We start from the raw sequence: 13580 nt of genomic DNA, 5'->3' as shown, positions 1-13580 counted from the left end.
CGGCCCTGGCGGCCGGTCTTTTTTTATTCCCCTTCCGGCCGCTGCATCCCCGCTACCTGAGGCATGACCTCGCGCATCAGATCGAGAAACTTACGCAACCGCGTCGGATAGTAGCGCGCCCAGGGATAGACGAGGTGGACCGGCAGCGGCGAGGCTCGCCACTGCGGGAACAGCTCCACCAAACGCCCGGCGGCGATATCCTCCACGACCGCCCAGCTCGATACGATCGCCGCGCCCAGCCCCGCCAGCGCGGTATTACGCGCGACATGCACGCTATCGGTACTCAGGCACGGCGCGATACCGAAGGTGGCGATCTGTTCATCCGTCTGAGACCGCAGCGTCACCTCGTGCTGATAAAACGTGCTGATGGCTATCCACGGCAGCATCGACATCTCCTGCGGCGCGCTTAACGGCGGCGAGTTCGCCAGCAGCGTCGGAGACGCGACTACGCTGCGTGGAACCTCGGCCAGCAATACCGATACCGTAGCCGGATCCACCTCCGCTCCCACGCGAATCGCGCAGTCGATACCCTCGCTCAGGAAATCAACCGTCTTATCGTTCAGCATCCATTCCACCGACAGCTGGGGATAGCGCTGCAAAAAATCCACCAGCGGCCCCAGCAGCTGCTGCTGACCGAACGCATGCGGCGCCCGCACTCGTAATATTCCCACGGGCCGATCATCGGTGATCCGCAGGTCGTCCTCGAGCGCCAGCCAGGCATCGACGACCTGGCGGGCGTGCTGATAGCAGCGCTCACCATCATCGGTCAGCTTCATCGCGTGGGTGGTACGCAGAATCAGCTTTGCGCCAAGCAACGCCTCCAGTGACTGAAGCCGTCGGCTTACCGTCGCCTGGGTTGTATTCATCTGCGCCGCTGCGGCGGAGAGAGAACCGGCCTCGACAATACGAATAAAGGTACGCATCAGTTCGATACGATCTATACGCTCTTGCCTCTTCATTTTTATTTTGCCTATACGTTTAACGTATAACCGTTTTACCACCGGGCTATCTACCGCGCCAGCGCGATTAGGGGAAAAATAGCGCCATCGCTTCTAAGAGGAATCCATCATGACACCAGTTCCACTCACCACCCGCGCCGCCGGGTGGGTTATTTTCATCCTTGCGCTGGGCGCGGGCTTCAGCGTCGCCTCAATCTATTACGCGCAACCGCTGTTACCCCTGATGGGGGCTAACCTGCATTTGAGCGTTGAGGGCATGGGTCTGGTTCCGACTCTGACCCAGGCCGGCTACGCGCTGGGCATACTGTTTCTTCTCCCGCTTGGCGACCGTCACGACCGCAGGAAACTGATCCTGATGAAAAGCGCCGCGCTGGCCGTCCTTCTGCTACTTTGCAGCCTCACCGGTCAGCTGACCTCCCTGCTGATTGTCAGCCTGCTTATCGGTATGGCCGCGACCATGGCGCAGGATATCGTACCGGCAGCCGCGATTCTGGCTCCTGCGGGCAAGCAAGGGAAAATGGTGGGGACGGTGATGACCGGCCTGCTGCTGGGGATCCTGCTGTCGCGTACCGTCAGCGGACTGGTGGGCGCCCTATTCGGCTGGAGGGTGATGTATCAGGCGGCGGCGGTCAGCATCGCGCTAATTGGGCTGGTGATGTGGCGCGTCCTGCCGCGCTTTGAGATTCACTCAACCCTGAGCTATCCGCAGCTGATGAAATCGATGGCCCATCTGTGGAAACGCTATCCGGCCCTGCGTCGCGCCGCATTCGCTCAGGGATTCCTCTCTATCGCCTTCAGCGCTTTCTGGTCAACGCTTGCGGTCATGTTGCTGGCGCACTATCAGATGGGCAGCGCGGTAGCCGGCGGTTTTGGTATAGCGGGTGCCGCCGGGGCGCTCGCCGCGCCGCTGGCCGGTGGCCTGGCCGACAAGTTCGGCGCGGAAAAAGTCACGCAAATGGGGGCCGCGCTGGTTACCGTTTCGTTTGCCCTGATGTTTCTGCTGCCTGCACTGCCGCCGCATGGTCAACTGATCCTGATTGCCATTTCGGCCGTCGGTTTTGATCTTGGACTGCAATCCAGCCTCGTGGCTCACCAGAATCTGGTGTATGGCCTGGAACCTCAGGCGCGCGGTCGTCTCAATGCGCTGCTGTTCACCGGCGTCTTTATTGGCATGTCGCTGGGTTCAGTGCTGGGAAGCAAACTGTATGTTGTGGCCGGCTGGAGCGGTGTGGTGACGCTGGCCGTCATCACCGGCGCGATTGCCCTCGGGATCCGCCTGCTGGAAAGCGCCAGGGTCGTATCCGCGCAGCGAACCGTCAGATAAAAAAAGCCGCTCTGCAGCAACTGCAGAGCGGCTTTTACTGCGTTCAGTCAGCTCAGGCCGTACGGCGAGCAAACTCTTTCACGCGAAATCCCAGCAGCAGCAGCGTGGCGAAATAGGCGACAACACCCGCGACTACGACCACCATTAAACGCAGCAGGCGGAACGGCATCGTCCCCTGCGACCACTCCGGCATCAGGTACATCACGCCCAACAGCGCCGCTGACATGATAATCACCGCAATCACCAGGCGCAGCAGGAACAGGAACCAGCCCGGCTGAGGCGTAAAAATTTTCTGTTTCCGCAGCTGCCAGTAGAGCAGCGCGGCGTTCAGGCAGGCCGCCAGACCAATGGACAACGACAGACCAGCGTGCTTCAGTGGGCCAATAAAGGCGAGGTTCATCACCTGCGTCATGATCAGCGTGACGATAGCAATTTTCACCGGCGTTTTAATGTCCTGGCGCGAATAGAATCCGGGTGCCAGCACTTTCACCACAATAAGCCCCATCAGCCCGACAGAATACGCCACCAGCGCACGCTGGGTCATCGCGGCATCAAAAGCGGTAAATTTCCCGTACTGGAATAGCGCGACCGTCAGCGGTTTGGCCAGGATCCCTAACGCCACCGCGCTCGGTAGCGCAAGCAGGAAGCACAGGCGCAATCCCCAGTCCATCAAACGGCAGTATTCATCGTGATTGCCGCTGGCGAAGCTTTTTGATAGCGACGGCAGCAGAATGGTCCCCAGCGCCACGCCCAGCACGCCGGACGGAAACTCCATCAGACGATCGGCGTAGTACATCCACGACACGGAGCCGGAAACGAGGAATGAGGCAAAGATAGTGTTAATGATCAGTGATATCTGGCTGACTGAGACGCCGAGAATCGCCGGCCCCATCTGTTTCACCACCCGCACCGCGCCAGCATCTTTAAGGTTGACCCGCGGCAGCACCAGCATGCCGATTTTTTTCAGATGCGGCAGTTGCCAGGCAAGCTGCAAAATACCACCAACCGTTACCGCCCACGCCATTGCCAGCATCGGCGGATTAAAATAGGGGGCCGCAAACAGCGCAAAGCCAATCATGCTGACGTTAAGGAAGGTCGGGGCAAAAGCGGGAACCGAAAAGCGGTTCCAGGTATTCAGGATAGCGCCAACTAACGACGCCAGGGAGATCAGCAGAATATAGGGAAAAGTGATGCGCAAGAGCTGAGTGGTCAGGGCGAACTTTTCCGGCGTATCGGCAAACCCCGGCGCGGTGACGGTAATCACCCACGGCGCCGCCAGCATACCGGCAACGGTGACCAGCGCCAGAACCAGCGTCAGCAATCCGGATACATAAGCGACGAAAACGCGGGTCGCGTCCTCGCCCTGCTTGCTTTTATATTCAGCAAGAATCGGCACAAAAGCCTGAGAAAATGCGCCCTCAGCAAAAATACGTCGTAAAAGGTTCGGGAGTTTGAAAGCAACGAAGAAGGCGTCGGTGGCCATCCCCGCGCCAAAAATACGTGCGACAATCGCATCGCGCGCAAAGCCCAGCACGCGCGAAAACATGGTCATCGAACTGACGGCCGCCAGTGATTTTAATAGATTCATTAACGTGTTATTCCACAACCCTGAAGTAGAACGCCCGCAAATGCGGGCGCGGGAAAGTGGCGATAGTCTACCGGGTTCATACTGAATTACTACTGCCAGTTGTTACAACGGATTATTCGCTCATCGCTTCGCGCCAGAGTTTATCCACCACCCGCTGAGCCAGCAGCGCCTGCTCCCCGGACGTTTCAGGAACCGTCTGATTTTGCACGCATTCGATAAAATGCCGCGCGCAGCCGGTGAAGCCTCGCTGCTCAAGGGTGGTCTGCCAGCCGGGAATTGGGCGCTGTATCACTCCGCGTCCCCGCTCCTCCTGCCACTCTCGCATATCGCGGACTTCATATAAGCCGCCGTCGGTCACCGCCTGAACCCACTCCCGCTGGCTTCCGGCGCGGCGGTGCATACTGGTTGTGATCTGTATCATCCCGGACGTGAAATGATGTTCGGCATACAGCATCTCACCTTGAGCCGTGGTGTGCAGCGCTCCTCCGCTTAAACGCGCCTTATCGCCCGCCAGCCATAAGGCCGTATCCACCACGTGCAGATAGTCATCCAGCAGCGTGAAGCGCAGATCGTGGCCGACGCTGTCGCTGCGGTGTTTGTCCATCCGCAGCGAGGCTGCGTTTCCGAGCTGCGTCTTCAACTCGCGATAGAGCGGAGCAAAACGGCGATTAAACCCGACCATGAGCGTGAGATGACGGCGGGCGGCCAGCTCAACCAGCGTCTCCGCATCGCTGAGCTTATCCGCCAGCGGTTTATCAACGCAGACATGAACGCCGGCATTGAGCAACCGACAAACCACTTCATAATGTGAAGCCGTGGAAGTATGCACGAACACGGCGTCACACTGCGCCGCCAGTTGCTCCAGAGAATCCGCATAGGGAATCCGCCAGGTTTCGCAGATACGCAGCGCTTTCTCTTTGCCCGGCGACCACGCCGCCTGTAGCGTCCAGCCATCGGCGGCCCCCAGCACCGGTAGCCACGCCTTTTGCGCAATACCGCCCAGGCCAACCACTCCTATACGTAGTTTTGCCGACATGCTTAATCTCCCAAGTGAACCAGCAGTGAATCCAGGCGCGCTTTCAGCTCGGCGACTTCCGCTTCCAGCGCCTCTACGCGCATCTGCAGATCGTCGCCAGCGGGCGACACGGCCTCAACGACGGTTATCAGTGAATCCATATCATCGCAGAACAGATGCATATAGCGGCTTTCACGCTTGCCAGGCTCCCGCGGCAGACGCACGACATAGGGGCCATCTTCCCGCGTCGCCAGGTTTTCGAGGACGCTTTCAACCTCCGCCATATCGCTGAATTCATGCATCCGCTGCGCGCGACCGCGCAGTTCACCGGGCGTCTGCGCCCCGCGCAGCAGCAAGGTGGTAATAATAGCGACTTCCGCCGGGGATAATTTCAGATCGCCAAATTCAGAGTTGCAGAAGCGCTGTTCATATTTGGTCACCCGATTGCCGAAACCGCTGACCGTTCGCAAATAATGGCGCTTCACTAAGGTATCGAGCAGATCCTGGACATCGCTTTCGCTGAGCGACATCACCGGTTCACGGTTCGTTTTCTGGTTACAGGCGGTGACCACCGCGTTAACCGATAGAGGGTACTGCTCCGGCGTGGTGACCTGCTTTTCCAGCAGGCAGCCAATGACCCGCGCTTCATGCGCGGTTAACTGATATTTCATGATGTCTCCTTAGCGACCCGGAGTCCAGTCCGGTGTCGTCAACGCCGTCAGTACGTGATCGCGCCACTGCCCATCAATAAGCAGGTAATCTTTGGCGTAACCCTCTTTTTCAAAGCCCAGACGCGCCAGCAAATCGCCGCTGCGCTGATTATGCGGCATATAGTTTGCCATTATGCGATGGATATGCTGCGTGCACTGCATATAGCGAATCGCCGAGGTCAGCGCTTCATACATTAGCCCCTGCCCCTGCCATTTCTCACCGATGGAGTAGCCGAGATAGCAGGCATGAAACGAACCGCGCACCACGTTCGAAAAATTCGCCACGCCGATGATCTCTTTTTCCTCCGGGTCAAGCAGGGCAAAATAGAACGCCGAGCCCTGCTTATGGAACTCAGAAATCATCGATAAACGCGCCTGCCAGCCGGAAGGATAACAGTGGCTGTCGTCGCGCACCGGCTCCCAGGGTTTTAAGAACCCTTTATTTTCCGCGTAATAATCGGCCAGACGCCAGGCGTCACGATCGTGCACCAGCCGTACCACCAGCCGGTCCGTCGTCAAACGCACCTTCGGTACGTTACTGCGATAGCCAAACATTCCCCTCTCCTGTTCCCCAGACGCAATACTTGCTGACTTTACTATACCTGTCCTGCGCGGTTGAGTGAAAACAGCAACATACCATTTTCTGCACCACCTCTGCTTTTCGATGAATAGGCTCTATCGTTCTTGCATTTTGATAAAAAAATATTGTCGCAAGTTAGCTGGGAAAATAGCCATTATCCCCGCAGAATATCAGCGCTTATCCTTATTTTTCCCGGGAGGGGAAATGTCCCGCGTATCGCAGGCAAGGAGCCTGGGTAAATATTTCCTGTTAGTCGATAACATGTTGGTCGTACTTGGCTTTTTCGTCGTATTCCCGCTTATCTCGATTCGCTTTGTCGACCAGATGGGCTGGGCTGCGCTGATGGTCGGGATTGCGCTCGGACTGCGTCAGCTGGTGCAGCAAGGTTTAGGGATATTTGGCGGCGCCATTGCCGACCGTTTTGGCGCCAAACCGATGATCGTCACCGGTATGCTGATGCGTGCGGCCGGTTTCGCGGCGATGGCCGTCGCCCATGAGCCATGGGTGCTGTGGCTCTCCTGCATTCTCTCAGGTCTTGGCGGCACGCTGTTCGATCCGCCGCGGGCGGCGCTGGTGGTCAAGCTGGTACGCCCGCACCAGCGCGGACGTTTCTTTTCTATCCTGATGATGCAGGACAGCGCAGGGGCGGTGATCGGCGCGCTGCTGGGTAGCTGGCTGCTGCAATATGATTTTCGTCTGGTGTGCAGCGCCGGGGCGGCCCTGTTTATCGCCTGCGCGGCATTCAACGCCTGGTATCTCCCGGCCTGGAAGCTGTCGACGGTCAAAACGCCGGTTCGTGAAGGGCTGGGACGCGTGCTGCGCGACAAACGCTTTGTCACCTACGTATTGACGCTAACCGGATATTACATGCTGGCGGTGCAGGTGATGCTAATGCTGCCGATCATGGTTAACGATATTGCGGGTTCTCCGGCGGCGGTAAAATGGATGTACGCCATTGAAGCGACCATTTCGCTGACGCTGCTGTACCCGATTGCCCGCTGGAGCGAAAAGCGCTTCCGCCTTGAGCATCGCCTGATGGCCGGCCTGCTGATCATGACCTTCGCGATGATGCCGATTGGCCTGAGCAGCAATCTGCAGCAGCTGTTTACGCTGATCTGCGTGTTTTATATAGGTTCAATTATCGCTGAACCCGCACGCGAGACGCTGGGCGCTTCGCTGGCGGATGCCAGAGCGCGCGGCAGCTATATGGGCTTTAGCCGTTTAGGATTAGCCTTCGGCGGCGCTTTCGGCTACGCAGGCGGCGGCTGGCTGTTCGACGCCGGTAAGGCCGCAGGTCAGCCGGAGCTGCCATGGCTGATGCTGGGCGTTATCGGCCTCGCGACGTTTATCGCACTGTGGTGGCAGTTCAGTCCAAAACGTTCGGCCTCCGGAATGCTGGAGCCGCGTACCTGATTTGCCGGTCCTTCGTTTCTCCTCCATACTGAATTGAGGATGTTCAGTAACAATGGAGGAGAAACGTGAAGTTATATATCTACGATCACTGCCCGTTCTGCCTTAAAGCCCGCATGATTTTCGGCCTGAAAAATATCCCCGTCGAACTGATCGCGCTCCTGAACGATGATGAAGTAACCCCAACCCGAATGATCGGCCAGAAGATGGCGCCAATCCTGCAAAAAGACGATAGCCGCTATATGCCGGAAAGCATGGATATCGTGCACTACGTCGATAAGCTGGACGGCAAACCGCTGCTTACCGGCAAGCGTAATCCGGCGATTGAAACCTGGCTCAGGAAGGTCAACGGCTACGCTAACCGCTTGCTCATCCCTCGCTTTGCCAAATCCGCGTTTGATGAATTCGCAACGCCAGAGGCGCGCGCCTATTTCGTAAAAAAGAAAGAGGCGGCTATCGGCAGCTTTGCCGACCATCTCGCCCATTCCCCCGGTCTGGTTAAGAACATCAGCGACGATCTGCGGGCGCTGGATAAATCGATCGTCCAGCCTAACGCCGTTAACGGAGAGCTCTCTGAAGATGATATTCATCTCTTCCCTCTGCTGAGGAATCTGACGCTGGTTGCCGGAGTGAACTGGCCGAGCCGGGTGGCCGCCTATCGTGACAACATGGCCAAACAGACGCAGATCAACCTGCTTTCCTCAATGGCTATTTAACCTGAAGGCAGCGGAAGGGTTGGCCCTTCGCTGCCATACGCCTCTTTTTCAGTCTTTTCCGCTAGCACCTCCTGCGCTGGCGAGCCATGCTGCTTTGTGTCAGGATGAACCCATGGCATGACATTAAGGAATCCAATGAAAAAGATGTTTATCGCGGCCGTGCTTATTGTTAGCGGCCTGCTCAGCGCCTGTAACCAGCTCACGCAATATTCCGTGAGCGAGCAGGAAATTAATCAGGCGCTGCAGAAACGTAATCACTTCGCTAAGGATATTGGCCTGCCAGGCGTAGCGGATGCCCATATTGAGCTGCAAAATCTTACCAGCGCTATTGGCCGTGAAGAACCAAACAAAGTGACGTTAAGCGGCGTGGCTAATTTAGATCTGAATTCACTCTTCGGGAACCAGAAAGCGACCATCGATCTGAAGCTCAAAGCGCTGCCGGCGTTTAATAAAGAAAAGGGAGCCATTTTCCTGCAGGAGATGGAGGTCGTCGATGCCAAAGTTCAGCCGGAAAAACTCCAGTCTGTGGTACAGACGCTGATCCCTTATCTGAATCAATCCCTGCGTAGCTACTTCAATCAGCAGCCTGCCTACGTGCTGCGCGAAGATGCCAGCACCGGTGAAGCGCTGGCGAAAAAGTATGCTAAAGGTATTGAGGTGAAGCCCGGAGAGATTATTATCCCGTTCACAAACTAATATCTCGGGCGCTGAAGCGCCCGTTTTTTTACGGAAGTTGATGCAAAGGAAAACGTTTACGCTTATCCTTAGTGCCCGGCAAAAACAGCCCTGATGACTGAACCTATTAGCCGGAGCCTTCCATGACTGCACAATCCCAGGTATTGAAAATCCGCCGCCCTGACGACTGGCATATCCATCTACGCGATGATGATATGTTAAAAACCGTCGTGCCTTATACCAGTGAATTTTATGGCCGGGCGATCGTGATGCCAAACCTGGTCCCCCCTGTCACCACCGTCGACGCCGCCCTCGCCTATCGCCAGCGTATCGTTGACGCAATCCCTGCGGGCCATGATTTTACGCCGCTGATGACCTGCTATCTGACGGATACGCTCGACCCGGCGGAGCTGGAGCGCGGATTTAACGAAGGCGTATTCACCGCCGCCAAACTCTACCCGGCCAATGCCACAACCAACTCGAGCCACGGCGTCACCAGCACGGATGCCATCATGCCGGTGCTTGCGCGCATGGAAAAGCTGGGTATGCCCCTGCTGGTTCACGGTGAAGTCACCCATCCTGATATCGATATTTTTGACCGGGAAGCGCGATTTATCGAAACGGTCATGGAGCCGCTGCGCCAGCGCCTGCCTGGCCTGAAGGTGGTCTTCGAACACATCACGACTAAAGATGCCGCTGAATACGTGCGCGACGGTAACGATCTGCTGGCGGCCACCATCACCCCGCAGCACCTGATGTTCAACCGCAATCATATGCTGGTTGGCGGCGTGCGCCCCCACCTTTACTGTCTGCCGATTCTGAAACGCAATATTCACCAGCAGGCGCTGCGCGAACTGGTGGCCAGCGGTTTTGAGCGCGCTTTCCTCGGCACGGATTCCGCTCCCCATGCCCGCCATCGTAAGGAAGCCAGCTGCGGATGCGCAGGGTGTTTTAACGCGCCGACCGCGCTGGGCAGCTACGCAACGGTGTTTGAGGAGATGAATGCCCTACAGCACTTTGAAGCCTTCTGCTCGCTGAACGGCCCGCGCTTCTATGGCCTGCCGGTCAATGAGGGCTACGTTGAGCTGGTGCGCGAAGAGAGCCAGGTGGTCGAGAGTATCGCCCTGCCCGGCGACGCGCTGGTGCCGTTCCTTGCCGGGGAAACCGTGCGCTGGACGATGAAAAAATAAATCGCACGCCCCCTGTTGAAAACGATCGCCAAAGACTGTATAAATAAACAGTACATTATCCAGGGGGCAATTATGCGTATTGAAGTCTCTATCGCCAAATCAACAGCCTTACCCAACGGCGCCTTAGATGCGCTGAACAATGAACTCTCTCGTCGTATTGAACAGCAGTTTCCCTCTACATCAAGCCAGGTAACGGTTCGATACGCGGCTAATAACAATCTGTCGGTTATCGGCGGCCTGAAAGAAGACAAAGACCGGATTAGCGAAATCCTGCAAGAAACCTGGGAAAGCGCTGACGACTGGTTTGTCCGCGACTAGTCAATTAAATTTGCTCCCTCATTGTGCTTTTTTTGCCGGGTCGCCCCGGCTTTTTTATTTTTTTCACACTCAGACTGTCCCCTATTGCTTTTACTTAGCACCTTCATAAATAACAAATAACCCACTCTCTCCTGCCTAAAAAACCAGCAAACGCGCGCGTATGTATCTCTATTTCATTTAATTTCTCGAGTTTATTCTTGACTACTGATATAATTAACTTGCTTCAAAAAACATGCATTAAACCTCGAGAACTGTTGTCTTTTAACATATGAATAAGGGGTTATGATGGAAAAGAATAATGAAGTCATCCAGACCCATCCCCTCGTCGGATGGGACATCAGCACCGTTGATAGTTACGATGCGCTGATGTTGCGCCTGCACTACCAAAACCCCGCTCAAGAAAGCAGTAAAGACGCAGAAATTGGCCAGACGCTATGGCTAACGACGGACGTCGCACGTCAGTTTATTTCTATTCTGGAAGCAGGTATTGCGAAGATTGAATCTGGCGAATACCAGGCAAATGAGTATCGAAGGCATTAATATTTAGCGCTAATGTCTGAATATTCACCTAACAGGCACCTCCGGGTGCCTGAATTATTTTCGGGCTTGTATAACAGCAGGTTGTTATTTACCCTGCTAACAAAGCAATAACCTGGAACCCACCATGCAATACGATCTTATCATTATCGGTAGCGGCTCGGTCGGCGCTGCCGCAGGCTATTATGCGCGGCAGGCAGGGCTTAACGTGCTGATGATTGATGCTCATCAGCCGCCGCATCAGGAAGGCAGCCATCACGGCAGCACTCGCCTGATTCGTCACGCCTACGGCGAAGGCGAAAGATATGTTCCCCTGGTACTGCGCGCGCAACAGCTGTGGGATGAGTTTGCCGCCGCCAGCGGTGAAGCCGTCTTTGAACGTACCGGGGTAATTAACCTAGGGCCTGCCGATTCCGACTTTCTGCGCAATGTTGCCAGCAGCGCGCGCGAGTTCCGGCTGAATATTGAAGAGATGGACGCGCAGACGGTAATGACTCGCTGGCCGGAAATTCGTGTACCTGATGATTATCGGGCGATATTTGAACCCGCATCCGGCATACTGCGCAGCGAGCTGGCCGTTGAAACCTGGATCCGTCTGGCGCGCGAAGCGGGCGCCGCCCAGCTGTTCAACTGTCCGGTGTCAGCCATTCACCACCAGCCGGACGGCGTCACCGTCGAGACCCTGGATGGCGAGTACAGCGGTAAAAAACTCCTGATCAGCGCCGGAACCTGGGTCACACGCCTGTTGCCAGAACTTCCGGTCCAGCCGATACGGAAGATTTTTGCCTGGTTTCAGGCTGATGGTCGCTACAGCAGCAAAAATAACTTCCCGGCGTTTACCGGCGAGTTACCGAATGGCGATCAGTTTTACGGTTTTCCCGCAGAAGATAATGAATTGAAAATCGGTAAGCACAACGGCGGGCAGCTCATTTCCACCCCGGAGGAGCGCAAACCGTTCGGTGCGGTGGCAACGGACGGCGCCGAGTCTTTCAGCTTCCTGCGTAACGTGTTGCCCGGTATTGGCGGCTGTCTGCATGGCGCTTCCTGCACCTATGACAACACCGCGGACGAGGACTTTATCATTGATACGCTACCCGGCCACCCTGATACGCTGTTGATTACCGGCCTGAGTGGGCACGGCTTTAAGTTTGCTCCGGTATTAGGCGAACTGGCCACACGATTCGCGCTTGCAAAGCCGTTTGAGTTTGATCTGTCGCCTTTTTCGCTGGCGCGGTTTAAACCATAATAGCCCGCCGTACGGTTTACAGCCGAGCTAAAAAAACGGCCTCGCTTGAGGCCGTTATTGATTGAGAGAGATTATGCGTCGCCTGTTCGAATTACTGGTCAACAACGTCCGCGAACATTTTATGATTTATCTGGCGCTGTGGCTTCTGCTGGCGTTCATCGATCTTATCTGGTTATGGTTTTTCTGAAGGTTCAGGATCCGGGATCCCCAGCTTCGTATTCAGACGACCGCGAGATTTATTGAAAATCTTATTGCCATTTTCGCGTCCTGCGCGCAGTTTTCTCTGCTCCTCTTCCGGCAGCTTATGCTCTTCCATGCAGGCTTCACTACAGCAGCCGGCGAATTTCTCCGCGCAGGAAGGGCACTGAATAAACAGCAGGTGGCAACCATCGTTCAGGCAATTGGTATGGCTGTCACAGGGTGCGCCGCACTGATGGCAATGGGCGATAACATCATCAGAGATACGCTCTCCCATACGCTCATCGAAAACAAAGTTCTTTCCGACAAAGCGAACCGGCAGTCCCTGTTCGCGCGCGCGCCGCGCGTACTCGATAATCCCACCCTCAATATGCGAGACTTTAGTGAAACCATTATGCTTCATCCAGGCGCTGGCTTTTTCACAGCGGATACCGCCGGTGCAGTACATGACGATATTTTTATCTTTATGTTCCTGCATCATCTCAACGGCTTTCGGCAACTGATCGCGAAAAGTATCTGCCGGGATCTCCAGCGCGTTCTCGAAATGGCCGACCTCATACTCGTAATGGTTGCGCATATCAATAAAGACCGCGTCCGGGTCGTCCAGCATCGCGTTAACTTCAGCGGCCTTCAGATAATCCCCCACGTCTGACGCATCGAACGTCGGATCGTCAATCCCATCCGCGACGATACGATCGCGCACCTTGAGACGCAGAACCCAGAAGGATTTCCCGTCATCATCCAGGGCGATATTCAGGCGCAACCCATTCAGAGCGGGGTCAAAACCGTATAAGAATTCGCGTAGCGCATCGACCCGGCTTTGCGGGACGCTAATTTGCGCGTTAATTCCTTCGTGAGCCAGATAAATTCGGCCAAAGACGTTCAGCTTAGTCAACGCAATCCACAGCGCATCGCGCGTGGCTTTTGGGTCGATAATAGTGAAATATTTGTAAAACGAGATCGTCGTGCGCGGCTCGGTCTCAGCCAACATTTGCGCCTTTAACGTCTCATTTGAAATGCGGTTATGTAACACTGGCATGGTGTACCTGCTCGGCATAGTCAATGAGTAAAATAAACGGCGGGCATCATATAGCAAACAGGCTTAATTTACATC

General features: G+C 55.8%; 15 protein-coding genes. 9 read left to right on the top strand and 6 right to left on the bottom strand.

Annotated elements, in window-relative coordinates; genetic code table 11:
* Positions 1 to 23 precede the first annotated feature (23 nt).
* Positions 24 to 959 (bottom strand): LysR family transcriptional regulator, encoded by a 936-nt coding sequence (locus tag KOSB73_RS13420; protein WP_024359550.1) that lies wholly within the window; start codon positions 957 to 959, stop codon positions 24 to 26.
* A gap of 109 nt (positions 960 to 1068) precedes the next feature.
* On the opposite strand from KOSB73_RS13420, the gene KOSB73_RS13415 reads away from it, so the two are divergent.
* Positions 1069 to 2283 (top strand): MFS transporter, encoded by a 1215-nt coding sequence (locus KOSB73_RS13415; protein WP_024359551.1) that lies wholly within the window; start codon positions 1069 to 1071, stop codon positions 2281 to 2283.
* Positions 2284 to 2335: 52 nt separating this feature from the next.
* Here the strand turns inward: KOSB73_RS13415 and murJ are convergent, their stop codons facing one another.
* The 4 genes from murJ to rimJ all read right to left on the bottom strand — a co-directional run bounded on the left by murJ (position 2336) and on the right by rimJ (position 6151).
* Positions 2336 to 3871, bottom strand: a complete 1536-nt coding sequence (gene murJ / locus KOSB73_RS13410) for a murein biosynthesis integral membrane protein MurJ (RefSeq protein WP_004137225.1) — start codon at positions 3869 to 3871, stop codon at positions 2336 to 2338.
* Positions 3872 to 3983: 112 nt separating this feature from the next.
* On the bottom strand, positions 3984 to 4907 hold the full coding sequence (locus tag KOSB73_RS13405) for a Gfo/Idh/MocA family protein (RefSeq protein ID WP_098140582.1): 924 nt from the start codon (positions 4905 to 4907) through the stop codon (positions 3984 to 3986).
* Positions 4908 to 4909: 2 nt separating this feature from the next.
* Positions 4910 to 5557, bottom strand: a complete 648-nt coding sequence (locus KOSB73_RS13400; protein ID WP_098140581.1) for a YceH family protein — start codon at positions 5555 to 5557, stop codon at positions 4910 to 4912.
* 9 nt (positions 5558 to 5566) lie between these two features.
* Positions 5567 to 6151, bottom strand: a complete 585-nt coding sequence (gene rimJ / locus KOSB73_RS13395; RefSeq protein ID WP_098140580.1) for a ribosomal protein S5-alanine N-acetyltransferase — start codon at positions 6149 to 6151, stop codon at positions 5567 to 5569.
* Between the two features lie 229 nt (positions 6152 to 6380).
* On the opposite strand from rimJ, the gene mdtH reads away from it, so the two are divergent.
* The 8 genes from mdtH (at position 6381) to KOSB73_RS13355 (ending at position 12455) form a co-directional block, all read left to right on the top strand.
* On the top strand, positions 6381 to 7589 hold the full coding sequence (gene mdtH, locus KOSB73_RS13390) for a multidrug efflux MFS transporter MdtH (RefSeq protein ID WP_024359554.1): 1209 nt from the start codon (positions 6381 to 6383) through the stop codon (positions 7587 to 7589).
* 65 nt (positions 7590 to 7654) lie between these two features.
* Positions 7655 to 8302, top strand: a complete 648-nt coding sequence (gene grxB, locus KOSB73_RS13385) for a glutaredoxin 2 (RefSeq protein ID WP_024359555.1) — start codon at positions 7655 to 7657, stop codon at positions 8300 to 8302.
* 135 nt (positions 8303 to 8437) lie between these two features.
* Positions 8438 to 8998 (top strand): lipoprotein, encoded by a 561-nt coding sequence (locus KOSB73_RS13380; RefSeq protein ID WP_004131365.1) that lies wholly within the window; start codon positions 8438 to 8440, stop codon positions 8996 to 8998.
* Positions 8999 to 9120: 122 nt separating this feature from the next.
* On the top strand, positions 9121 to 10167 hold the full coding sequence (gene pyrC, locus KOSB73_RS13375) for a dihydroorotase (protein ID WP_024359556.1): 1047 nt from the start codon (positions 9121 to 9123) through the stop codon (positions 10165 to 10167).
* 72 nt (positions 10168 to 10239) lie between these two features.
* Positions 10240 to 10485, top strand: a complete 246-nt coding sequence (dinI, locus tag KOSB73_RS31020) for a DNA damage-inducible protein I (RefSeq protein WP_004101040.1) — start codon at positions 10240 to 10242, stop codon at positions 10483 to 10485.
* Between the two features lie 285 nt (positions 10486 to 10770).
* Positions 10771 to 11025 (top strand): biofilm formation regulator BssS, encoded by a 255-nt coding sequence (gene bssS, locus KOSB73_RS13365; protein ID WP_004137231.1) that lies wholly within the window; start codon positions 10771 to 10773, stop codon positions 11023 to 11025.
* 124 nt (positions 11026 to 11149) lie between these two features.
* Positions 11150 to 12268, top strand: coding sequence for an N-methyl-L-tryptophan oxidase (gene solA, locus KOSB73_RS13360; protein WP_004137232.1), 1119 nt, complete (start codon positions 11150 to 11152; stop codon positions 12266 to 12268).
* A gap of 73 nt (positions 12269 to 12341) precedes the next feature.
* Positions 12342 to 12455: a YceO family protein gene (locus KOSB73_RS13355; RefSeq protein ID WP_004101037.1), complete on the top strand. Its 114-nt coding sequence runs from the start codon at positions 12342 to 12344 to the stop codon at positions 12453 to 12455.
* Here the strand turns inward: KOSB73_RS13355 and trhO are convergent.
* Positions 12441 to 13505, bottom strand: a complete 1065-nt coding sequence (trhO, locus tag KOSB73_RS13350; RefSeq protein WP_004137233.1) for an oxygen-dependent tRNA uridine(34) hydroxylase TrhO — start codon at positions 13503 to 13505, stop codon at positions 12441 to 12443. The two genes, KOSB73_RS13355 and trhO, sit on opposite strands and share 15 nt — an antisense overlap.
* Positions 13506 to 13580 lie beyond the last annotated feature (75 nt).

The sequence above is a fragment of the Klebsiella grimontii genome (genome assembly GCF_900200035.1).
GTDB classification, from domain to species: Bacteria; Pseudomonadota; Gammaproteobacteria; order Enterobacterales; family Enterobacteriaceae; genus Klebsiella; species Klebsiella grimontii.
The sequence above is the reverse complement of the archived record's forward strand: the minus strand, read 5'-3'. Positions and strand labels throughout refer to the sequence as shown.